Annotated in this window: 19 protein-coding genes and 1 pseudogene; 15 read left to right on the top strand and 5 right to left on the bottom strand. The window is 70.0% G+C overall.

Annotation, left to right across the window (positions count from 1 at the left end; genetic code table 11):
* Positions 1-6 precede the first annotated feature (6 nt).
* The 3 genes from ACFV7R_RS28780 to ACFV7R_RS28770 form a co-directional block, all read right to left on the bottom strand.
* Positions 7-576, bottom strand: coding sequence for a winged helix-turn-helix domain-containing protein (locus ACFV7R_RS28780; RefSeq protein ID WP_385268528.1), 570 nt, complete (start codon positions 574-576; stop codon positions 7-9).
* 272 nt (positions 577-848) lie between these two features.
* The gene (locus ACFV7R_RS28775) at positions 849-2,825 is read right to left on the bottom strand and encodes an FAD/NAD(P)-binding protein (protein WP_385268526.1); all 1,977 of its coding nucleotides are present in this window, start codon (positions 2,823-2,825) and stop codon (positions 849-851) included.
* Complete coding sequence (locus ACFV7R_RS28770) at positions 2,822-3,829, bottom strand: amino acid ABC transporter permease (RefSeq protein WP_385268524.1); 1,008 nt, start codon at positions 3,827-3,829, stop codon at positions 2,822-2,824. The genes ACFV7R_RS28775 and ACFV7R_RS28770 overlap by 4 nt, the downstream gene beginning before the upstream one ends.
* Positions 3,830-4,422: 593 nt before the next feature.
* Between ACFV7R_RS28770 and ACFV7R_RS28765 the strand changes: the two genes are divergently transcribed.
* The 12 genes and pseudogenes from ACFV7R_RS28765 to ACFV7R_RS28710 all read left to right on the top strand — a co-directional run bounded on the left by ACFV7R_RS28765 (position 4,423) and on the right by ACFV7R_RS28710 (position 15,951).
* Complete coding sequence (locus ACFV7R_RS28765) at positions 4,423-5,559, top strand: LLM class flavin-dependent oxidoreductase (protein WP_385268522.1); 1,137 nt, start codon at positions 4,423-4,425, stop codon at positions 5,557-5,559.
* On the top strand, positions 5,556-6,101 hold the full coding sequence (locus ACFV7R_RS28760; RefSeq protein WP_385268520.1) for a GNAT family N-acetyltransferase: 546 nt from the start codon (positions 5,556-5,558) through the stop codon (positions 6,099-6,101). The genes ACFV7R_RS28765 and ACFV7R_RS28760 overlap by 4 nt, the downstream gene beginning before the upstream one ends.
* Positions 6,098-7,054, top strand: a complete 957-nt coding sequence (locus tag ACFV7R_RS28755; protein ID WP_385268518.1) for an ABC transporter substrate-binding protein — start codon at positions 6,098-6,100, stop codon at positions 7,052-7,054. The genes ACFV7R_RS28760 and ACFV7R_RS28755 overlap by 4 nt, the downstream gene beginning before the upstream one ends.
* 21 nt (positions 7,055-7,075) lie before the next feature.
* On the top strand, positions 7,076-8,098 hold the full coding sequence (locus ACFV7R_RS28750) for an amino acid ABC transporter permease (RefSeq protein ID WP_385268516.1): 1,023 nt from the start codon (positions 7,076-7,078) through the stop codon (positions 8,096-8,098).
* The gene (locus ACFV7R_RS28745) at positions 8,095-8,901 is read left to right on the top strand and encodes an amino acid ABC transporter ATP-binding protein (protein WP_385268514.1); all 807 of its coding nucleotides are present in this window, start codon (positions 8,095-8,097) and stop codon (positions 8,899-8,901) included. Before ACFV7R_RS28750 ends, ACFV7R_RS28745 begins: the two co-directional genes overlap by 4 nt.
* A gap of 38 nt (positions 8,902-8,939) precedes the next feature.
* The gene (locus ACFV7R_RS28740) at positions 8,940-9,923 is read left to right on the top strand and encodes an ABC transporter substrate-binding protein (RefSeq protein ID WP_385268512.1); all 984 of its coding nucleotides are present in this window, start codon (positions 8,940-8,942) and stop codon (positions 9,921-9,923) included.
* A gap of 102 nt (positions 9,924-10,025) precedes the next feature.
* Positions 10,026-10,852: pseudogene (locus ACFV7R_RS28735) on the top strand (GNAT family N-acetyltransferase).
* 11 nt (positions 10,853-10,863) lie between these two features.
* Positions 10,864-10,986, top strand: coding sequence for a putative leader peptide (locus tag ACFV7R_RS28730; RefSeq protein WP_385268564.1), 123 nt, complete (start codon positions 10,864-10,866; stop codon positions 10,984-10,986).
* A gap of 79 nt (positions 10,987-11,065) precedes the next feature.
* On the top strand, positions 11,066-12,277 hold the full coding sequence (locus ACFV7R_RS28725) for an LLM class flavin-dependent oxidoreductase (RefSeq protein ID WP_385268510.1): 1,212 nt from the start codon (positions 11,066-11,068) through the stop codon (positions 12,275-12,277).
* Between the two features lie 20 nt (positions 12,278-12,297).
* Positions 12,298-13,671, top strand: coding sequence for an NtaA/DmoA family FMN-dependent monooxygenase (locus ACFV7R_RS28720; RefSeq protein ID WP_385268508.1), 1,374 nt, complete (start codon positions 12,298-12,300; stop codon positions 13,669-13,671).
* Complete coding sequence (locus ACFV7R_RS28715) at positions 13,668-14,759, top strand: LLM class flavin-dependent oxidoreductase (RefSeq protein ID WP_385268506.1); 1,092 nt, start codon at positions 13,668-13,670, stop codon at positions 14,757-14,759. The genes ACFV7R_RS28720 and ACFV7R_RS28715 overlap by 4 nt, the downstream gene beginning before the upstream one ends.
* Positions 14,752-15,951, top strand: coding sequence for an LLM class flavin-dependent oxidoreductase (locus ACFV7R_RS28710; RefSeq protein WP_385268504.1), 1,200 nt, complete (start codon positions 14,752-14,754; stop codon positions 15,949-15,951). The genes ACFV7R_RS28715 and ACFV7R_RS28710 overlap by 8 nt, the downstream gene beginning before the upstream one ends.
* Here the strand turns inward: ACFV7R_RS28710 and ACFV7R_RS28705 are convergent.
* Positions 15,913-16,416, bottom strand: a complete 504-nt coding sequence (locus ACFV7R_RS28705; RefSeq protein ID WP_385268502.1) for an AAA family ATPase — start codon at positions 16,414-16,416, stop codon at positions 15,913-15,915. The genes ACFV7R_RS28710 and ACFV7R_RS28705 overlap by 39 nt on opposite strands.
* A gap of 196 nt (positions 16,417-16,612) precedes the next feature.
* On the opposite strand from ACFV7R_RS28705, the gene ACFV7R_RS28700 reads away from it, so the two are divergent.
* Positions 16,613-17,530 (top strand): LLM class F420-dependent oxidoreductase, encoded by a 918-nt coding sequence (locus ACFV7R_RS28700; RefSeq protein ID WP_385268500.1) that lies wholly within the window; start codon positions 16,613-16,615, stop codon positions 17,528-17,530.
* 15 nt (positions 17,531-17,545) lie between these two features.
* On the opposite strand, the gene ACFV7R_RS28695 is transcribed toward ACFV7R_RS28700, so the two are convergent.
* Positions 17,546-18,454: a LysR family transcriptional regulator gene (locus ACFV7R_RS28695; RefSeq protein WP_385268498.1), complete on the bottom strand. Its 909-nt coding sequence runs from the start codon at positions 18,452-18,454 to the stop codon at positions 17,546-17,548.
* A gap of 137 nt (positions 18,455-18,591) precedes the next feature.
* On the opposite strand from ACFV7R_RS28695, the gene ACFV7R_RS28690 reads away from it, so the two are divergent.
* Both ACFV7R_RS28690 and sfnG read left to right on the top strand, forming a co-directional pair.
* On the top strand, positions 18,592-18,672 hold the full coding sequence (locus ACFV7R_RS28690) for a putative leader peptide (protein WP_358839838.1): 81 nt from the start codon (positions 18,592-18,594) through the stop codon (positions 18,670-18,672).
* Between the two features lie 200 nt (positions 18,673-18,872).
* A complete protein-coding gene (sfnG, locus tag ACFV7R_RS28685) occupies positions 18,873-20,000 on the top strand; it encodes a dimethylsulfone monooxygenase SfnG (RefSeq protein ID WP_385268497.1) in 1,128 nt (375 codons plus the stop codon).
* Positions 20,001-20,032 lie beyond the last annotated feature (32 nt).

The following is a 20,032-nucleotide window of genomic DNA, read 5'->3' as shown; positions in this document are numbered from 1 at the left end:
GTCTCCTCAAGATCGGCCACAGTGTGCGGCGTTGGGGCTCTCCTGCTGGTCGGGCACGTACTTGTAGCCCACGCGCCGGACGGTGACGATCCGGTGCCGGTGAGCCTCGCCCAGCTTGCGGCGCAGGCGGGCGATGTGGACATCCACGGTGCGGCCGTCGCCGATGTGGTCGTAGCCCCAGACGGCGGCCACCAGCCGATCACGCGTCTGCACGTGGTGGGGATGCTGAACGAGATGCGCCAGCAGCTCGAACTCCAGGTAGGTGAGGTCGAGTTCACGTCCGTCGACCTCGGCGACATGTCGCGCCGGATCGATGCGGACGACGTCGTCCGCCGTCCGCCGGACAGGGGCCGAGCCTGCGGCGGCGACCGGTCGGATCTCGGGCCGTGGCCTGTCCTTGGCGAAGAGCTCGGTGGGATCGGTGCCCTCGGGGACGAGCACTAGGTAGCCGACGAGCGGCGCGGAAGTGTGTCCCTGGGTGTCTCTCTGAGCGGTATCGCCCACCAGGCGAAGATGGGGTGTGTCGGAGAGGGGCGGATCGTGTGGGGTGGCCTGGGCTGGAAGTGCCGTGGTCATGGCGGTTGTCCCTCAGAAGTGTGTGGGGCCATCAGGCGCAGTGGGTGAATTCGCCTGATCGCCCGGGAAGGGGGGAGCGGAGCGGCACGGGCGAAGGTGCGAGTCGCGTGCCTTACGCGCGGCAGCAGGCGGCACTGACGACGTGACCAAAGTCGACATGCCGACGACGAACGAGTCGTTGCTGCTTACGGGACATGTTCATCATCCTGTGCGCCCCCGGCGGACACAGTCAAGGCTTCCCTAGTAATTCCATAGGAAAAGTAGGGAAGGTCTCACACTTTGAGAGGTCGGCCATCCACCGGAGACGTTGCCGTCTTTGCCTCGGTGGCGCTCAGGGCGCGCAGGAGCGCGCGGGCGACCGCGTCGTTCTGGCGGAAGGCCGGCGCGTTGGTGCGGGGGCGGGCGAAGGCGGCGACGGCCCGGCTGTTGGTGGGGGCGCCGAGGGCGATGCGGCGGGGATGGGGGCTGTCGAGGGACGGGTCGATGACGTGGCCGTCTGTGGGGGAGACGGCGAGCAGGCCGGAGCGGTGGGTGTGGGTGGGGTCGGCGATGACCTCCTCGGCGAGTGCGCCTTCCCGATACAGGCCCCGCAGGAGTGGGTCCTCGGTGTGTGCCAGGGAGGGGCCCGGCAGGTACGCCTCGATCAGGGCCGTGGCGTGGGTGGTGTGGCCGGAGACGGTGGGGCTGGTCGCGGTGAAGGTGCCGCTCGTCTCGTCGGTGGCGATGCGGATACGCGTCCCCAGGAAGTGGACGATGCCGGCCCGGGACAGCGCGAGGAGTTGGCGCAGGCGGAAGCCGGGCGGACCGGAGGCGAGGAAGCTGAAGAAGCCGTGCCACCAGCCGTCGAGGTCGTCGGCGACCGAGCGGGCGGTGAGACGACCGGAGGCGACGAGGCGGGGCAGTTGGCCGTAGACGGAGAGCAGGGCGAGGAACGCGCCGAGGTCGGCGCTGAACTCCGGGTTCTCGCGACGGGTGACGTCCTGAGCGATGTGGTCGCGCAGGTGGTCCTGGAAGGCGTTCGGTGTGGGGAAGGTGAGGCCGTCCAGCGGGTGGTCCAGGGCTTCGAAGTCGAGCCTGTCCGCTGGGTCGGGTACGGCCGTGGCGACGAGAGCGGCCATCTCGTCGTCGTACCAGCCCAGACGGTCGTAGGCGGCGATGAAGTCCGGCCAGGGGAGGGTGGTGCGCTCGGGGTGGGCGTGGAAGAGCTCGTGGTAGTGACCGAAGCCGATCTCCTTGGCCATCAGCGGCCACACGTCGCGCCGCAGGTCCAGCGGGCGTCCCTCGGCGAGCAGCGCGTCGACGGCCTCGGGGCCGAAGTGGCGGGGCAGCGGGGGCCGCGGGCCTTGGAGTCGGTAGCGGGTCTTGGAGTGGTACGGCACTCCGCGCCGCGATCCGACGTGGAGGACGGGCTCGTGGCCGGACGGGAGGTAGGTGAGGGTGCCGTCGGGCTCGGTGCGGTAGGTGCCGCCGCGGCCCTCGGTGAGCAGGGTCATCAGGTCGATGAAGGCGAGGCCGAAGCCGCGCAGGATGACGTGTTCGCCGGGGCGCAGTGCGGACAGGTCGGCGTCGGCGGAGAACTCGGGCGGGAGGTGGAAGCGGCCGTGTCGGCGGGCGAAGGCGGCGTGGTCACGGTACTCGGCGGCGGGAGTGGAGCCGAGGTGTCCCTGGGCCAGGATCACCAGGTCGGCGGTGAGCGGAGTGGCACGGTCGGCGAGGTGCACCTGCTGCGGGCCGTTCGGGGAACCGGTGACGGCGGTCGCGGTGGTGGGGTGCCACTCGACTGTGACGGTGGGCGGCAGCTGGGCCAGCGCCCTGCGGAACACCCAGTCCAGGTAGGCGCTCTGGGCGCGGCGGGTGGGAAAGTCCGTCCCGGCGAGGGTGCGCAGTTCGGCGAGCACCTCCGGGTCGGCGGGCTCGGTGTACGGAGCGTGACGCGGGCTCCGGCCGGAGAACTGGGCGGCCCATTCGGCCAGCGAGGGGCCGGGCCGTACCGGGCCGTCGATGGTGGACGACTCGTCGGTGAACATGGTGACGTCCTCGGCCATGGAGTTCATCCGCAGCAGCGCGGACTGCTTGTGCCGCCAGACACGTCCCGGGCCGGGCGGGTGCGGGTCGACCAGGTGGATGCGCAACTGCCTCGACCCGTCCCACAGTTCGGGCGCGTTCGCGGCGATCCGCTCCAGCAGGCCCGTGGCGCGCGGCCCCGCGCCGACGACGACCAGGACAGCCGGCGAAGGGGTGCTGCTCACCGGTCACCGCCGATCGCCGGGCGGGCATCGGCAGCGGTCGCCGCACTCAGTCGGTGGCGCACGGCGGTCAGTTGGCCGCGCAGCCGTTGCAGCGGGGTCGGCGGCAGGGCGCGGGAGTCCCCGCGCGCGTAGTACCGCTCGACGTAGAACTGGCCCGCGCTCAGCACCGTGGTGACCGCGATGTACCACAGGGTGGCGACCATCAGCAGCGGGATGACCTGGTAGGTCTGGTTGTAGATCAGCTGCACCGAGTACAGCAGGTCGTGCACGGCCAGCACGCTGACGATGCTGGTGCCCTTGAGGGTGCCGATCAGCATGTTCCCGGCCGTGGGCACGATGGAGCGCATCGCCTGGGGGACGACGATCCGGCGCAGGGTGCGGCGTCTGCTCAGGCCGAGCGCCTGGGCGGCCTCCGTCTGCCCGGCGTCCACGGAGAGGATGCCGCCGCGCACCACCTCGGCGGCGTACGCGGTCTCGTGCAGGGTCAGGCCGATGACGGCGGTCAGGGTGGGGCCGAGGAGGTTGACCGTCTTGACGGAGAGGAACTGCGGACCGAACGGGATGCCGATGCCCAGCGTCGGATACAGGGCGCCGATGTTGAACCAGAACAGCAGCTGCACCAGCAGCGGTGTGGACCGGAAGATCCACACATACCCCCAACTCAGCGTGCGCAGCACAGGGTTGGCCGACAGCCGCATCACCGCGAGCACGGTGCCGAGCAGGAAGCCGAGCACCATCACCACGGCGGTCAGCCACAGGGAGAGCAGCAGTCCGTCGAGCACGGCGGCGGTGGTGAAGTACCGGCCGACCACGGCCCATTGGAAGGCGTCGTTGCGGACGACGGAGTTGAGCACCATCGCGAACAGCAGCAGCGCGACGACAGCCGTCAGCCACCGGCCGGTGTGCCGGCGCGGCACGATCCGCGGCACGTTGGGGCCGGGCGCGCTCGCCCGTTTCGGGGGTTTCGGCGCAGGGGCTGGCGTGACTTCGGAAGGCGTGACCATCGAGAGGCTCTCCGGGGGAGGGGATCGCAGGCGTGGGTGACCACCCGGTGGCACTCGCAGGGAGCGCAACGGCACAGGCGCTACGTGCGTACGGTGCGGCCGGGGCTCGGCGTCGTCACATTCGCCGCGTCCCTCAACGCGGCCGGAGAGGCCGCCGCGCAGGGCGGCCGACCCGCTGTCGATCGTATGTGCCCAGGGCATCGATGTGTCAACAGCGCCCTGGGCAGGGCCGGTCCCGGCGGTCCGGCATCCGGGCGCTGCTTGACGGGCGCCACGATGTACTGCTCAATTAGTCGCATGAATGCCCAGCAGCGCTTGGTCTCGCGCGATCACATCGACTTCGGTCGGGTGTGGTCCGCCGCGTGTTGCGCCTGACTCGGCAGCGGGCCGTCTGATCGGCCCTTCCCTCCCTCGGTGACCCCGTCGCGGGCCGAGTTCTCTCCTCACGCGCGCTGCCGCAGCTCTGCTTCTCCGACGCTCGACGTCGTCACGACTGCACCGACCCGTCTGCCTGACGGTCTGTGCGCTCATGCCTGCACGTAAGGCAATTCCGTCATGCCTGCGTGTCGCCGCACCCTGAAAGGCCATCTCCCATGCCAGTGGAGTTCCTCGGCATCGCCGCCACCAACGACGGCTCCGAAACCACCCCGCGCTCCGGCGCCGCGTTCGACAAGGAGTACACGCTCCGGCTCGCCCGGGCCCACGAGGACCACGGCTGGGACCGGGTGCTGTTCGCCTACGGCTCCGGATCGCCGGACCCCGCGCCGGCCGCCGCGTACATCGCGAGCAGGCTGGAGCGCCTGCAGATCCTGCTCGCCCACCGGCCCAACGTGTCCTACCCCACCTTCGCCGCCAAGACCTTCGCCACCCTCGACCAGATCAGCGAGGGCCGGCTGACCGTGCACTTCATCACCGGCGGCAACGACCACGAGCAGGGCCGCGAGGGCGACACCCTCACCAAGGACCAGCGCTACACCCGCACCCGCGAATACATCCGGATCGTCAAGAAGATCTGGACCACCCACGAGCCCTTCGACCACGAGGGCGAGCATTACCGCTTCCACGACTTCGTCAGCGACGTCTTCCCGGTCCAGCAGCCCCGCCCGAACGTGTCGTTCGGCGGCTCGTCCCCTGCCGCGTACGCCGCGGGCGGCGCGGAGGCCGACGTCTACTGCCTGTGGGGCGAACCCCTGGCGAAGACCGCCGAGCAGATCGAGCACGTGAAGGCCGCCGCGAAGGCCGCGGGCCGCACCGACGTGCCGCGCATCCAGGTCGCCTTCCGCCCGATCATCGCCCCGACCGAGGAGCTGGCCTGGGAGAAGGCCCACCGCACGGTCGGCGCGATCAAGGCGCGCAAGGAGAGGGGTGAGGCGATCACCAAGCGCCACAACGGGCACGCGCAGCCTCAGAACACCGGCTCGCAGCGGCTGCTCGCCATCGCTGAGGCGGGGGAGCGCTACGACCGGGCCCTGTGGACGCCGACCGCCGCAGCGACCGGCGGCGCGGGCAACTCCAACGCCCTGGTCGGCACGCCCGAGACCGTGGCCCAAGCGCTACTTGACTACTACGGCCTCGGCGTCGACATCCTCTCGGCGCGCGGCTACGACCTGCTGGGCGACGCCATCGACTTCGGCCGGTATGTGATCCCGATCGTCCGCGAGGAGGTCGCCAAGCGCGACGCCGAGCGGGCGGCACGCGGGACGCAAACCCTTGCGGCGGTGGGCGAATGACCTCCGTAGCCCAGCCATCATCGTCAGCAGTGGATGTGACAGTGCTTCATGTCCCTGTCTCCGATCCGCGTGTGAGACCCCTGCTGCGCGAACTCGGGCACGAGTACTCCACGCGCTACGGAAAGGACGCCCACGCCGAAATCGCCCGCTACCCCGACGAGGAGTTCACCGAACCTTACGGCGGCCTGCTTCTCCTGTTGCTGCAGTGTGGCGAGCCCGTCGCGGGCGGCGCCTTCCGCCGGTACGACGCGACCACAGCCGAGCTGAAGCGGATCTGGACCCACTCCGCCCACCGGAGGCGCGGCCTTGCCCGGCACGTCATCGCTGAGCTGGAACGCGAGGCGGGCGCACGCGGCTACCGGCGGATCTACCTGACCACCGGGCCACGCCAGCCCGAGGCCCGTGGCCTGTACCTGGCCACCGGCTACACACCGCTGTTCGACGCCGAGGTCGACCCGGAAACCATCGGCCCGCTGCCCTTCGAGAAGCATCTGCCGGCCGAAGCACGCACAGCACGCACGGGAAAGGCAGCCGACCTGTGAACCTTCGCCCGATCAGAACCCGCCTGCGCATCGCCGCGACCATCGCTCTGCTGCCCGTACCGGCGCTGACCGCCTGTGGCTCCGGCGACACCTCCGGCGTCACATCGGCGGGCGCTCAGGCATCCCCCGCGCCGACCGACGACCCGGTGGCCGCGGTACGCCAGGTGGACTCCGTCGCGGCCCTGCTCCCCGCCGACGTCCGCAAGGCGGGCAGGCTCCGCGTCGGCAGTTCGATCGGGTTCCCGCCCGGGGCGTACTACCCGAGCGGGCAGGACAAGCCGCCGGCGGGCCAGGACATCGACCTCGCCGACGCGGTGGCCAAGGTCCTCGGCGTAAAGCTGGAGCGGCAGGACGCCTCCTTCGAGACGATCCTGCCCGCCCTGGGCAGCGGCAAGTACGACTTCGGGACCGGCAACTTCGGCGTCACCACCGAACGCTTGAAGACCATCGACTTCGTCACCTACATCAACGACGGCCAGGGCTTCGCGGTGAAGACGGCCAACACCGCCCTCGGCAAGAAGGTCACCGACCTCACCCAGCTGTGCGGGCTGACCATCGGCACTGGCGCCGGCACCACCTTCGAGGCGACCCTCACCGCGCAGAAGGGGGTGTGCGCCAAGGCGGGCAAGAAGCCGTACGACGTGAAGGTCTACTCGGAGAACGCGGCGACCCTCACCGCACTCCAGCAGGGCCGTATCGACGTGATCATGTCGACCATCAATGGCCTGCGTTACCAGGCGGCCCAGCCCGCGTCGCAGACCACCTTCCTCGGCGAGTTCCACCGCCTCGACGTCGGATTCGCCTTCAAGAAGGGCTCCCCGCTCACCGAGGCCTTCCAGGCAGCCGTCAATGAGCTGATCAAGGACGGCACCTACGCCCGGATCCTCAAGAAGTGGGGCACTACCGCCTCCGCGATCGAGACGTCGCGGATCAACCCGCCCGAGCACACCTGAGAGTTGAGCAGGAACACCACGATGGCATCCACCACCGACACCGCGCCGCCCGGTGCGGCCACCCCGGGCACCGGCCCACAAGCCCCGCCCGCCCCGGACGATCCGGCCTTCCTCAAGGTCGTACCCGCCCGCCACTACGCCCGCTGGGTGGCGGCCGTCGCCGTGATCGTGCTGGCCGCCCAGTTCGTGCACGGTCTGGCCACCAACCCAGTGTGGGAGTGGGGCGTCTTCAGCGACTACGTGCTGTCCGAGACGATCGTGCAGGCGGTCTACGTGACCCTTCAGCTCACCGCGTACGCCACCGTGCTGGGCTTCCTCCTGGGCACCGTCCTGGCCTTCATGCGGCTGTCACGCAGCCCGGTGCTGCAGACCGTCGCCTGGACCTACATCTGGATCTTCCGGTCCATCCCGATGATCGTCCAGCTGGTGTTCTGGTTCAACCTGAGCGCGCTGTACGAGGAGTTGGGCTTCGGCATCCCCTTCGGCCCGGTGTTCTGGTCCGTCGACAGCAACAGCATCATCGGCACCATGGGCGCCGCCATCATCGGGCTGACGCTGCACCAGGCCGCCTATGCCGCCGAGATCGTGCGTGGTGGTGTCATCGCCGTCGACCACGGGCAGCTGGAGGCGGCCGCCGCGCTGGGCATTCCCCGGCTGCGGCAGATCCGCCGGATCGTGCTGCCGCAGGCCATGCGCGCCATCCTGCCCACGGCCGGCAACGAGATCATCGGCCTGCTCAAGGGCACCTCAGTGGTTTACGTGATGTCCATCGGCGAGCTCTTCTATCAGGTGCAGGTGATCTACGGCCGCAACGGCCGGGTGATCCCGCTGCTGCTGGTCGCCACCGCCTGGTACGTGGTGCTGACCTCTTTGCTGTCGGTCGCGCAGTACTACGTGGAGCGCCGCTACGCCCGGGGCGCCAACCGCACCCCGCCGCCCACCCCGCTCCAGCGCGCCCGCCGCTTCGTCCGCACCCTGCGCGCCGCCGCCACCCAGCGCAACCAGCCCGTCGTACCCCTGAAGCCCTTGGGAGACAGCCGATGAGCGACGTGACGGTGGCCGTCAAGGACGCGACGCCGACGGTCGACGACGTGATGGTGGACGTCCACGGCGTCCACAAGAGCTTCGGCCCGCTGGAAGTGCTGCGCGGTGTCGATCTGCGGGTCCGCGCCGGCGAGGTCACGGTGATCCTCGGCCCGTCCGGCTCGGGGAAGTCCACGCTGCTGCGCGCCATCAACCACCTGGAGAAGGTGAACCGCGGCTGGATCAGCATCGACGGCGAACTCATCGGCTACCGCCGCTCCGGGAGCAAGCTGCACGAACTGAAGGAGAAGGACGTTCTGAAGCAGCGCACCCACATCGGGTTCGTCTTCCAGAACTTCAACCTCTTCCCGCATCTGACCGTGCTGGAGAACCTGATCGAGGCGCCCGTCTCCGCACTGCGCCGCCCGCGCAGGGCAGCGGAGGAGACAGCCCGCCGGCTCCTCGACAGGGTCGGCCTCGCCGACAAGGCCGACGCCTACCCCCGGCAGCTCTCCGGCGGCCAGCAGCAGCGCGTGGCCATCGCCCGCGCACTCGCCCTCGAACCCAAGGTGCTGCTCTTCGACGAGCCCACCTCGGCGCTCGACCCGGAACTGGTCGGCGAAGTCCTCGACGTCATCAAGGACCTGGCCCGCACCGGAACCACCATGATCGTCGTGACCCACGAGATCGGCTTCGCCCGCGAGGTCGCCGACACCGTGGTGTTCATGGACGGCGGTGTCGTCGTGGAGCAGGGCCCGCCCGCGGCCGTCCTGGACGACCCGCAGCACGAGCGAACCCGCGCCTTCCTCTCCAAGGTCCTCTGACCAACCCTCACCCCTTTCCACAAGCAAGGAGCACGACCATGTCCACCTCGATCACCCGCCGCACTGCCGCAGCCGCGCTCGGACTCGCCACCACCCTCGTCCTCGCCGCGTGCAGCAACCCCGACGACGGCGGCACGACCGAGGTCGCGGCCACGTCGGACAGCAAGACGAAGATCAACATCAGTCCCGACCAGAACCGCATCACTACCGACAAGGTCGACTCCATAGCCGCCGAGGTCCCGGAGAAGATCCGCAAGAGAGGCACCCTGGAGATCGTCGACTCGTCCGGCTCCGCGGCGCCCCTGACCTTCTTCGCCACCGACAACAAGACCGTCATCGGCGTCGAGCCCGACATCGCCTCTCTGGTCGCCGACGTGCTCGGCCTCAAGCTGCACATCAACACGGTCTCCTGGGAGAACATCTTCGTCGGCCTCGACAGCGCCAAGTACGACGTCGGCTTCAGCAACATCACCGTCACCGAGGAACGCAAGGAGAAGTACGACTTCGCCACCTACCGCGAGGACAACCTGGGCTTCGAGGCGAAGAAGGGCAGCGGACTGAAGGTCACCGGACCCGAAGACGTGGCGGGCAAGACGGTCGCGGTGGGCAGCGGCACCAACCAGGAGAAGCTGCTCATCGAGTGGAGCAAGGAGAACGAGAAGGCCGGCCGCAAGCCGGTGAACATCAAGTACTACCAGAACGACAGCGACACCTATCTCGCCCTCCAGTCCGGCCGCATCGACCTCTACCTCGGCCCCAACCCGACCGCCGCCTACCACGCGGCCACCACCGGCCGCACCGAGGTCGTCGGCACCTACTCCGGCGCCGGCGCCACCCTCCAGGGCCTCATCGCGGCCACGACCAAGAAGGACAGCGGCCTCGTCAAGCCGCTCGCCGACGCCCTCGACCACGTCATCGAGAACGGGACGTACGCGAAGGTGCTGAAGCGCTGGGGCCTCTCCGACGAGGCGGTGACCAAGTCGGAGATCAACCCGCCCGGCCTGCCCAAGACCAACAAGTAGCCGGTCCAGGGCGCGGAGACGCACGGCCTCCGCGCCCCTCAACCGCCCCCGTGCGAGGCGCGACCGCCCCGGACCGTCTTCGAACCTTAAGGATTCCGCCCTGTGTCACATGCGATCGACGCTTGTGGTGGCGAAGCCCTGGTCATCCCGAGCATGCGCGTTCTGGACAACACTGTCTGGGCCGCGCCGGCCGGCCCGCACGTCCACTTCTCCGAGCGAAGCGAGATGGAGGTCCCCTCGGGCGAAGGCTGGGGGAGGGTGGGCCGAGCCGCCCGCTATCCGGCCGACGTCTACGCGTTCGCCGCCGTCGCCGATCCTGCGGATCCGGCCGCCTGGGCCGACCTGCGCGCGCTCGTGGGACCGGCAACCATCGTATGGATCAAGGAAGTCGAGAGTGTCCCCGTCGGTTGGGACGTCGTTTCGGCGGCGGACGGGGCGTCCAACTGGTCGACACCGCCTTGCGTGCCGAGCCCGCCCCGGAGGCGGTGCTGCTCGGGCCCGGCGACGTACCGGAGATCCTGGAGCTGGTCGCTCGTACCAGACCAGGACCCTTCCTCGCCCGGACCGTCGTACTCGGTACCCACCTCGGCATCCGGCACAGGGAGCGTCTCATCGCCATGGCTGGCGAGCGAAGCGAGATGGGGGTACCCCCGGCCGAAGGCTGGGGGAGGCTACGGGTGCCCGGCTGGACGGAGATCAGCGCCGTATGCACCGACTCGGCGCAGCGTGGCCGCGGCCTGGCGACCCGACTCGTACGTGCCGTCGCGGCGGGTATCCGCGACCGTGGTGACATCCCTTTCCTGCACGCCGCCGCTACCAACACGAGGGCGATTCGGCTGTACGAGTCGATCGGCTTCACCCCGCGCCGCCGGACGACGATCCTTCAGGTGCGCACGCCAGGAACACACCCTGGACCAAGGCTGTTGTGACTCACGACGAGATGGGCACTTCGGAGCGGTGGAGCGAGGTCGCGGACGTGACGCACACGTTCCACGCCGTGCACCTCCACTCCCGGCCGCACATCGACCTCCAGCGCGTAGCCGGCGCGCCCTGTTGTTCCTGACCCGTTCCTTCACCGCCGTGCCCAGCCCTGTGTGAGGGCCGGCGTTCTCGTCACGGACTTCCAGGAAGGCACTCCACTCGTGTCCTCAACACCTCCTTCTTCCCTGCACCTTGCCGTCGCCCTGGACGGCACCGGCTGGCATCCCGCCTCCTGGCGCGAGCCGGTGGCCCGGCCCCGGGATCTGTTCACCGCCGCGTACTGGGCCGACCTGGTCGCGGAGGCCGAGCGCGGGCTCCTCGACTTCGTGACCATCGAGGACGGCCTCGGCCCGCAGTCGTCCCACTTCCTGGACCCGGACGAGCGCACCGACCAGGTCCGCGGCCGCCTCGACGCCGTCCTCATCGCCTCCAGGGTCGCCCCGCTGACCCGGCACATAGGACTGGTGCCGACGGTGGTCGCCACCCACACGGAGCCGTTCCACATCTCCAAGGCGATCGCCACCCTCGACTACGTCAGCATCGGCCGTGCCGGCCTGCGCGTGCAGATCACCGCCCGCCCGAACGAGGCCGCGCACTTCGGCCGCCGTACGATCCCGCGTATCCAGGCCTACGACCACCCGGACACACGGGAGTTGGTCGCCGACCTCTTCGACGAGGCCGCCGACTACGTGGAGGTGGTGCGCCGCCTCTGGGACAGCTGGGAGGACGACGCCGAGATCCGGGACGCCGCCACGGGCCGCTTCATCGACCGCGACAAGCTGCACTACATCGACTTCGAGGGCAGGCACTTCAGCGTCAAGGGCCCCTCCATCACGCCCCGCCCGCCGCAGGGCCGACCGATCGTCAGCGCGCTCGCCCACGACACCGTCCCGTTCCGGCTCGTGGCCCGCGCCGCCGACATCGGCTACGTCACGCCGTACGACGCCGACGAGGCCCGCGCGATCGTCGCCCAGATCCGCGCCGAGCAGAACGCGGCGGGGCGAGCCGGCGAACCGCTCCACGTCTTCGGTGACCTGGTGGTCTTCCTCGACGCCGACCCGGCCGCCGCGACCGCCCGCCGGGAACGGCTCGACGCGCTCGCGGGACAGCCGTACTCGAGTGACGCCCTGATCTTCACCGGCACGCCCGTCCAACTCGCCGATCTGCTCCAGGAGTTGCAGAGCGCCGGGCTGACCGGCTTCCGGCTGCGGCCCGCCGTCGCCGGCCACGACCTCCCGGCGATCACCCGCGGTCTGGTCCCCGAACTCCAGCACCGGGGCGCCTTCCGCCACGCCTACGAGGCCGACACCCTGCGCGGCCTGCTGGGCCTGGCCCGCCCCGCCAACCGCTACGCCGCTGCCGCCACCGCCTGAGCCGAGGGACGTCCACCACCATGAGCAAGCCGCTGAAGCAGATCCACCTGGCCGCCCACTTCCCCGGCGTCAACAACACCACCGTGTGGAGCGACCCGCGGGCCGGCAGCCACATAGAGTTCAGCTCCTTCGCGCACTTCGCGCGGACCGCCGAACGCGCCAAGTTCGACTTCCTGTTCCTCGCCGAGGGCCTCAGGCTCCGGGAACAGGGCGGGAAAATCTACGACTTGGACGTCGTCGGCCGCCCGGACACCTTCACCGTGCTGGCCGCGCTCGCCGCCGTCACAGAGCACCTCGGCCTGACCGGCACCATCAACTCCACCTTCAACGAGCCGTACGAGGTGGCCCGCCAGTTCGCCAGCCTCGACCACCTCTCCGGCGGGCGCTCCGCGTGGAACGTCGTCACTTCCTGGGACGCCTTCACCGGCGAGAACTTCCGCCGGGGCGGATTCCTGCCGCAGGAGGAGCGCTACTCCCGGGCGAAGGAGTTCCTGGCCACGGCGAACGAGCTCTTCGACTCCTGGCACGGTGACGAGATCCTCGCCGACCAGGCCACCGGCACCTTCCTGCGGGACGCCAAGGCCGGTGCCTTCGTCCACACCGGACAGCACTTCGACATCCACGGGCGGTTCAACGTCCCCCGCTCCCCGCAGGGCCGCCCGGTCATCTTCCAGGCCGGCGACTCCGACGAGGGCCGCGAGTTCGCCGCCGCGGAAGCGGACGCCATCTTCAGCCGGTACGGCACCCTCGAGGCCGGCCAGGCCTTCTACCGGGACGTGAAGTCCCGCCTGGCCAAGTACGGCCGCCGCCCCGACCAGCTGCTCATCCTGCCCGCCGCGACCTTCGCCCTCGCCGACACTGACGCGGACGCCGAGGAACTGGCGCGCGAGGTGCGCCGGCAGCAGGTCAGCGAGGCCACCGCCCTCAAGCACCTGGAGTTCGTGTGGAACCGGGACCTGTCGGCGTACGACCCGGAAGGGCCGTTGCCCGACATCGACCCGGACGTCGGCGACGATCACATCTCCAAGGGCCGGGCCCAGGTCCGCATGTACCGGGATCCGCTGGCCACCGCCCGCGAGTGGCGCGAACTCGCCGCGGCCAACGACTGGTCCATCCGCGACCTGGTCATCAACACCGGCAACCGGCAGAACTTCGTCGGCTCCCCGGCCACCATCGCCGAAACCATCAACGACTTCGTCCAGTCCGACGCCGCCGACGGCTTCATCCTCGTCCCGCACATCACCCCGAGCGGCCTGGACGAGTTCGCCGACAAGGTGGTCCCGCTGCTCCAGGAGCGGGGTGTGTTCCGCACGGAGTACGAGGGCACGACCCTGCGGGACCACCTGAGCCTGGCGCACCCGGACGACATCCGCGGCGAGCGGGTGGCGTCGTGAAGTTCATCGCCATCACCCTGATCGTGCATCGCCCGGACCCGGTCACCGGCGTACAGAAGCCGACCCATGAGCGTTTCCGCGAGGTCCTCGACAACGCCGTGCTGGCCGAGGAGCTGGGCTTCGACGGCTTCGGGGTGGGGGAGCGGCACGAGCGGCCGTTCATCTCGTCCTCGCCGACCGTGGTACTGAGCCATGTGGCCGCGCTGACGAAACGCATTCGCCTCTTCACCGCGGTGACGACCCTGAGTCTGCTCGACCCGGTGCGCGCCTACGAGGACTACGCCACCCTGGACCACCTCTCCGAGGGCCGGCTGGACCTGATCATCGGCAAGGGCAACGGCGCCGCCCAGCGCGAGCTGTTCCACGTCACGCCCGAGGACCAGTGGGACCGCAACGCCGAGAGCTACGAGGTCTTCCGGCGGATCTGGCGCCAGGACAAGGTCACCGCGCAGACCCGCTTCCGCCCGCCGCTGACGGACGCCGAGGTGTGGCCCCGGCCCTTCCAGCAGCCCATCCGGGTCTGGCACGGCAGCGCCACCAGCAAGGAGTCGGTCGACCTGGCCGCCCGCTACGGCGACCCGCTGTTCTCCGCGAACGTCACCAACCCCATAGAGCCCTACGCCGAGTTGATCCGCCACTACCGCGAGCGCTGGGAGCACTACGGTCACGACCCGGCCGACATCGCGATCGGCGCCGGCACGGCGGGCATCTGCGTGGCCCGTACCTCGCAGGAGGCGCTCGCCACCTACCGGCCGGTCTTCGAAGCGAATCTGGCCTTCTACAAGCAGGCGGGGCTGCCCGTCGTCTTCGAGGACCTGGAGGACTTCGTCGAACGCAGCTCCGCACTGATCGGCAGCCCGCAGCAGGTCATCGACAAGGTGCACCGTTACCACGAGCAGTTCGGCCACACTGTGCTCCATCTGCACGCCGACGCAGGCGGGCTGACCGACAGTCGGCACCGCGCCTCCCTCGAGCTGTTTCAGTCCCAGGTCGCCCCCGTGCTGCGCCGCGAGATCCCGGACCCGCCGTTCGCATGGGGACCCGTGCTTCCGGCGCCACCCCTCACCCAGGAGTCCGCCCGTGTCTGACATCCCCCTCGGCGTCCTCGACCTCGTCCCGATCCCGTCCGGATCGACGGCCGCGGACGCCCTGCGCAACTCGATCGACCTCGCCCAGCAGGCCGAGCGGCTCGGCTACGCCCGCTACTGGTTCGCCGAGCACCACCTCAACCCGGGTGTGGCGGGTACGTCCCCGGCGGTCGTCCTCGCCCTGACCGCCGCCGCGACCTCCACGATCCGACTCGGCTCAGGGGCTGTGCAGCTCGGACACCGCACCGCGCTGTCCACGGTCGAGGAGTTCGGCCTGGTCGACGCCCTTCACCCCGGCCGCCTCGACCTGGGCCTGGGCCGCTCGGGCGGCCGCCCGCCGGGGGAGAAGACGACCATGCCGACGGCCACCCCGGTCGTCGACGGCCGCGCCCCGAACGGCCTGCTCATCCCGCCCCGCTTCTCCTTCGAGCACCTGCTCGGCTCACCCCGTGTGGCACTGCAGCGCAAGCTGCTCCTGCTCCCGGGTGCCGAGTCGCAGGACTACGCCGAGCAGATCGACGACATCCTCGCGCTGCTGGCCGGCACCTACCGCTCCCTGGAGGGCATCGAGGCGCACGTCGTGCCGGGCGAGGGCGCCGACGTGGAGGTGTGGATCCTGGGCAGCAGCGGCGGCCAGAGCGCCGAGGCCGCGGGCGCCCGGGGCCTGCCCTTCGCCGCGAACTACCACGTCAGCCCCGCCACGGTCCTGGAAGCGGTGGAGGGCTACCGCTCCTTCTTCCAGCCCTCCGAGTTCCTCGACAAGCCGTACGTCAGTGTCTCCGCCGTCGTCGCCGACGATGACGCCACCGCCCGCGAACTCGCCACCGGCTACGGCCTGTGGGTCCGCAGCATCCGCACCGCCGAAGGCGCCATCGAGTTCCCGACACCCGAGGAGGCGCGCGCCCACGCGTGGAGCGACGCGGACCGGGCCCTCGTACAGGACCGCATCGACACCCAGTTCGTCGGCTCACCGGCCCGGGTGGCCGACCAGCTCGAACAGCTCCAGGAGGCCACCGGTGCGGACGAGTTGCTCATCACGACGATCACCCACGACCACGCCGACCGGGTCCGTTCGTACGAACTGCTCGCGGAGGAATGGCGCCGCCGGGGTGACTCCTTCCAGGCCGCGCGCCGCGCTGCCGCCACGTCTCGGTCAGCGCGGTTCGAGGCCACGCAGGAGCACAGCCAGTGACTGCTGCGGGCTCTGTCCCGCGGTGTCGACGACGACGCGCTCGCGGTCCCACGGCTCGTACTCCCGGTCGACGACCTGCTGCCAGTCCGGCAGCGGCAGATCCGGAATGTCGACCGACCGCGAGGCCACGCGGCGGCGGTGCTCCGCCTGATCGGAGCACGTCACCTCCACCTCGACGACCGGCACACCCGCACCGAGGGCCGTGGCACGCCAGGCGTCGCGCGTCACACTCAGCGGATTGACGGATTCCGCGATCACGGTGAGCCTCTGCCGTAGATGTTCCTCGGTCAGGGCATATCCGACGGCGTACCCCACGGGACCGACCGGGTGCCGGGCCACCCCGGAACGGACGATCGCCTGCTCGATCGTGTCGACCCGCAGGTGCACCGCGCCGATCCGGGCTGCCAGGAGACGGGCGAGGGTGGTCTTCCCGGCGCCGGGCAGGCCGCCCATGACGATGAGCACGGCTTTATCCCTCCGATAGCCGCCGCAGGAGGCGCTTTCCGCCCCGGCGAACGATTCGCGTGGCCGACGTCATGCCCATGCTGTACTGCGACGGTGGCACCTCGGCCGGGGCGCGGCACCGGTCGTTACGAGGCTGCCACGAGCTTGTCATACGCGGACAGGAATGCCCGTCACACGCCTGCCGGTTGCCCCGGGTATGACCATTGGAGTAACGCTCGCTCTCCAGAACCGGATCGACACGACGGTGCGGCTCGCGCGCGAGGCCCACGAGACCGGCCTGCGCTCCGCGTGGTTCGGGCAGACCTTCGCGTACGACTCTCCCTCGCTTGCCGCGATCGTGGGCCGCGAGGTGCCCGGGCTGCATGTCGGGACCGCGGCGATCCCCGTCTTCGGCCGCCATCCGCTGCTGGTGTCCAGCCAGGCCCAGACGGCCCAGGCCGCCACCGGCGGCCGCTACCACCTCGGACTCGCGCTCGGCACCAAGCACCTGACCGAGGCCGGCTTCGGCATCCCTTACGAGCGCCCCATCCGCCTGCTGCGGGAGTTCCTCACCGCCCTGCGCCAGCTGGTGGAGACGGGCACTGCCGACTTCCACGGTGAGCTGCTGACCGCCACCCCACCGCTGCCGGCGACGGTGCCGGGCTCCGAGCCGCCGGTGCCGATCTTGGTTGCCGCCATGGGGCCGCAGGCGCTGCGGGTCTCCGGCGAACTCGCGGACGGGATCCTGCCCCTGCTCGCCGGACCGCGTGCCCTGGCCGAGCACATCGTCCCGGCCGTCACCGCCGCGGCACAGGCGGCGGGTCGTCCGGCACCGCGCATCGTGGCGTTCGTCCCCGGCGTGGTCACCGCCGACACCGAAGCCGTGCGGGAGACCGCGACCGAGACGCTCGCGTTCTACGAGAAATTCCCCTCCTACCAGCGTGTGATCGAGCTCTCCGGCGGCACCCGGGCCGCCGACCTGGCCGTGATCGGCGACGAGGAGACCGTCGCCGCCGAGGTGCGGCGTTACCGCGAGGCCGGGGCGACGGAGGTGGTGTTCACCGCGACTGACCTGGGTGGTGAGGCGGACCGGAGCCGCACCTGGAAGCTGCTCGGAGAGCTGGCGAACAGCTGAGGCACCGGATCTCCATCACGAAGCGGCCCGGTACGCACGGGCGTTGCGCACGAACAGCTCATGCAGATCGCGCACGGCCCGTGGGACGGAACCGGAATGCCGGCGCTGCAGGACCAGCAGCACCTCGGTTCCGTCCCCCGCGAGCGGCCGCACGGTGATCGTGCCTCGCCGTTCCAGCGGGTCGCCGACGACGCTGAAGTCCGGCAGCACCGTGGCCCCCAGGCCCTCGGCGACCATCAGCTTGCCCATCTCCGCACCGTCGGTGGAATACGAGAAGACCGGTGTCCGGCCGCGGAGCAGACGGTGCAGGAAACGATGCATGACGTAGCCGGACCGCATGACGACCAGCGGCTCGGTGAGGAGGCTGTCCGTGTCCACCGCGTCCAGGGCCGCCAGTGGACTGTCGGGGCGCAGGCACACCACGGGGCGGCCGCGCAGGAGCTCGGTGGTCTCGAAGCCGGGTGGCATGTCGTCGCCCCGGAGGTAGTTCACCAGCCCCAGGTCGAACGCGCCCTCCAGCAGCCCCTGGTGGATCTCGCTCTGCTGCGCGCCCACCAACTCGACCTGCGTGACCGGGTGTGCGGCCCGGAACTCACGCACGGTCGGGATGACCAGCGGGACAGCGGCCGTGTTGACCGTGCCGAGCCGGACCATGCGGCTGATACGGTGCTGGTCGTCGGCCGCGCCGCGCAGCCGGTCGACCGCGTCCAGCACACTCATGATGTGCGGCAGCAGCTCCCGGCCCTCGTCGCTGATCTTCGCCCCGGACCGCTTGCGCTCCAGCAGGTCCACGCCGAGCTCCCGCTCCAGATTGCGCACGGTCTCGCTGAGCGCGGGCTGGGACAGATGCAGTTCCTCAGCGGCGCGCCGCAGCGAACCGAACCGCGTGACGGCGGCGATGTATTCCAGCTGTTCGATACGCACGACAGGAGACTGGCGCCCGTCCCGCGTCGGGTTCAAGGGAAACCCTGTCACAACCTCGTGAATACCGACTCTCAGGATGTGGAATCACGGCCAGGAATTCTTGACCGGCAGGACTCCCCACTGGTTCTATCGGTGACATGAAGCGACAGGACCTCACGCGTCGACGCCACGTCGACCTCGCGCGTGTCTCCAGCTCCTGCTGTCGCTGTCGGGCCTGAGCGCACCCGAGGGAACCCTCCCACCCGCTCCGTCTGCGATCTCCTTCTGTGAATTCCCGTCCCGGCCGATTTCTGTCGCTCGCTCGCGCTGTCGCTCTGTCGCGATGACGACTTTCCCGGGAACGCCGCTCCAGCGTGCCTGAATTCCCCAGGAGCTCATTCGTCCTGCCCGCAGCAGTATTCTCCCGCCTGGAGTTTCCATGCCCGCATCTCCCGGACCCGATCCCGTCCGATTCGCCTACTGGGTGCCGAACGTCAGCGGCGGCCTGGTCACCAGCACCATCGAGCAGCGCACCGACTGGGGCTATGACTACAACCGCGAACTGGCCGTCCTCGCCGAGAACAGCGGTTTCGACTACGCCCTCAGCCAGGTCCGTTACATGGCCAGCTACGGCGCCGAGTACCAGCACGAGTCGACCAGCTTCAGCCTCGCTCTGCTGCTGGCCACCCAGCGGCTGAAGGTCATCGCCGCCGTTCATCCCGGCCTGTGGCACCCGGGCGTCCTGGCAAAACTCGGCGCCACCGCCGACCACTTGTCGAACGGGCGCTTCGCAGTGAACGTCGTCAGTGGCTGGTTCAAGGGCGAGTTCACCGCCCTCGGCGAGCCCTGGCTGGAGCACGACGAGCGCTACCGCCGTTCGGAGGAGTTCATCCGCGCCCTCCGGAAGACCTGGACCGAGGACCACGCCGAACTCGCCGGTGACTTCTACCGGTTGCGCGACTTCTCCCTCAAGCCCAAGCCGCTGAACACCCCCGAGCGCCCGCACCCGGAGATCTTCCAGGGCGGCAACTCCACCGCCGCCCGCGCCATGGCGGGCCGTGTCTCCGACTGGTACTTCAGCAACGGCAAGGACTTCGACGGTGTGACCGAGCAGATCACGGACGTCCGGAAGTCCGCCCTGGAAGCCGGGAGGAAGGCACCGAAGTTCGGACTCAACGGCTTCCTCATCGCCCGTGACACCGAGGCCGAGGCCCGCGAGACGCTCCGCGAGATCGTCGCCAAGGCCGACACGGCGGCCGTTCACGGCTTCCGTGACGCCGTCCAGCAGGCCGGGGCCTCCACCGCCGACGGCAAGGGCATGTGGCAGGACTCCGGCTTCGAGGACCTCGTCCAGTACAACGACGGCTTCCGCACGGGCCTGATCGGCACGCCCGAGCAGATCGCCGAACGGATCGTCGCCTACAAGCGCCTCGGCGTCGACCTCTTCCTCCTCGGCTTCCTGCACTACCTGGAGGAGGTCGAGTACTTCGGCAAGCGCGTGCTGCCGCTCGTACGCGAACTGGAGGCGCGGCAGCCCGAGTCAGCGACCACCGCCGCCCACGTCTGACCGCCACCCCGCACGCGAAACAAAGAAGCGAA

Source organism: Streptomyces sp. NPDC059866 (genome assembly GCF_042731325.1).
Taxonomy (GTDB): Bacteria; Actinomycetota; Actinomycetes; order Streptomycetales; family Streptomycetaceae; genus Streptomyces; species Streptomyces flavusporus.
Note: the sequence above shows the minus strand (reverse complement) of the source record. Positions and strands in the feature narration are given on the sequence as shown.

Excerpts from the sequence above, each read along its gene's own strand:
- ACFV7R_RS28740 (WP_385268512.1), top strand. The coding sequence starts at position 8,940 with ATGTCCACCTCGATCACCCGCCGCACTGCCGCAGCCGCGCTCGGACTC.
- ACFV7R_RS28750 (WP_385268516.1), top strand. The coding sequence starts at position 7,076 with ATGGCATCCACCACCGACACCGCGCCGCCCGGTGCGGCCACCCCGGGC.
- sfnG (WP_385268497.1), top strand. The coding sequence starts at position 18,873 with ATGCCCGCATCTCCCGGACCCGATCCCGTCCGATTCGCCTACTGGGTG.
- ACFV7R_RS28700 (WP_385268500.1), top strand. The coding sequence starts at position 16,613 with ATGACCATTGGAGTAACGCTCGCTCTCCAGAACCGGATCGACACGACG.
- ACFV7R_RS28690 (WP_358839838.1), top strand. The coding sequence starts at position 18,592 with ATGAAGCGACAGGACCTCACGCGTCGACGCCACGTCGACCTCGCGCGT.
- ACFV7R_RS28780 (WP_385268528.1), bottom strand. The coding sequence starts at position 576 with ATGACCACGGCACTTCCAGCCCAGGCCACCCCACACGATCCGCCCCTC.
- ACFV7R_RS28730 (WP_385268564.1), top strand. The coding sequence starts at position 10,864 with ATGGGCACTTCGGAGCGGTGGAGCGAGGTCGCGGACGTGACGCACACG.
- ACFV7R_RS28765 (WP_385268522.1), top strand. The coding sequence starts at position 4,423 with ATGCCAGTGGAGTTCCTCGGCATCGCCGCCACCAACGACGGCTCCGAA.
- ACFV7R_RS28760 (WP_385268520.1), top strand. The coding sequence starts at position 5,556 with ATGACCTCCGTAGCCCAGCCATCATCGTCAGCAGTGGATGTGACAGTG.
- ACFV7R_RS28745 (WP_385268514.1), top strand. The coding sequence starts at position 8,095 with ATGAGCGACGTGACGGTGGCCGTCAAGGACGCGACGCCGACGGTCGAC.
- ACFV7R_RS28770 (WP_385268524.1), bottom strand. The coding sequence starts at position 3,829 with ATGGTCACGCCTTCCGAAGTCACGCCAGCCCCTGCGCCGAAACCCCCG.
- ACFV7R_RS28720 (WP_385268508.1), top strand. The coding sequence starts at position 12,298 with ATGAGCAAGCCGCTGAAGCAGATCCACCTGGCCGCCCACTTCCCCGGC.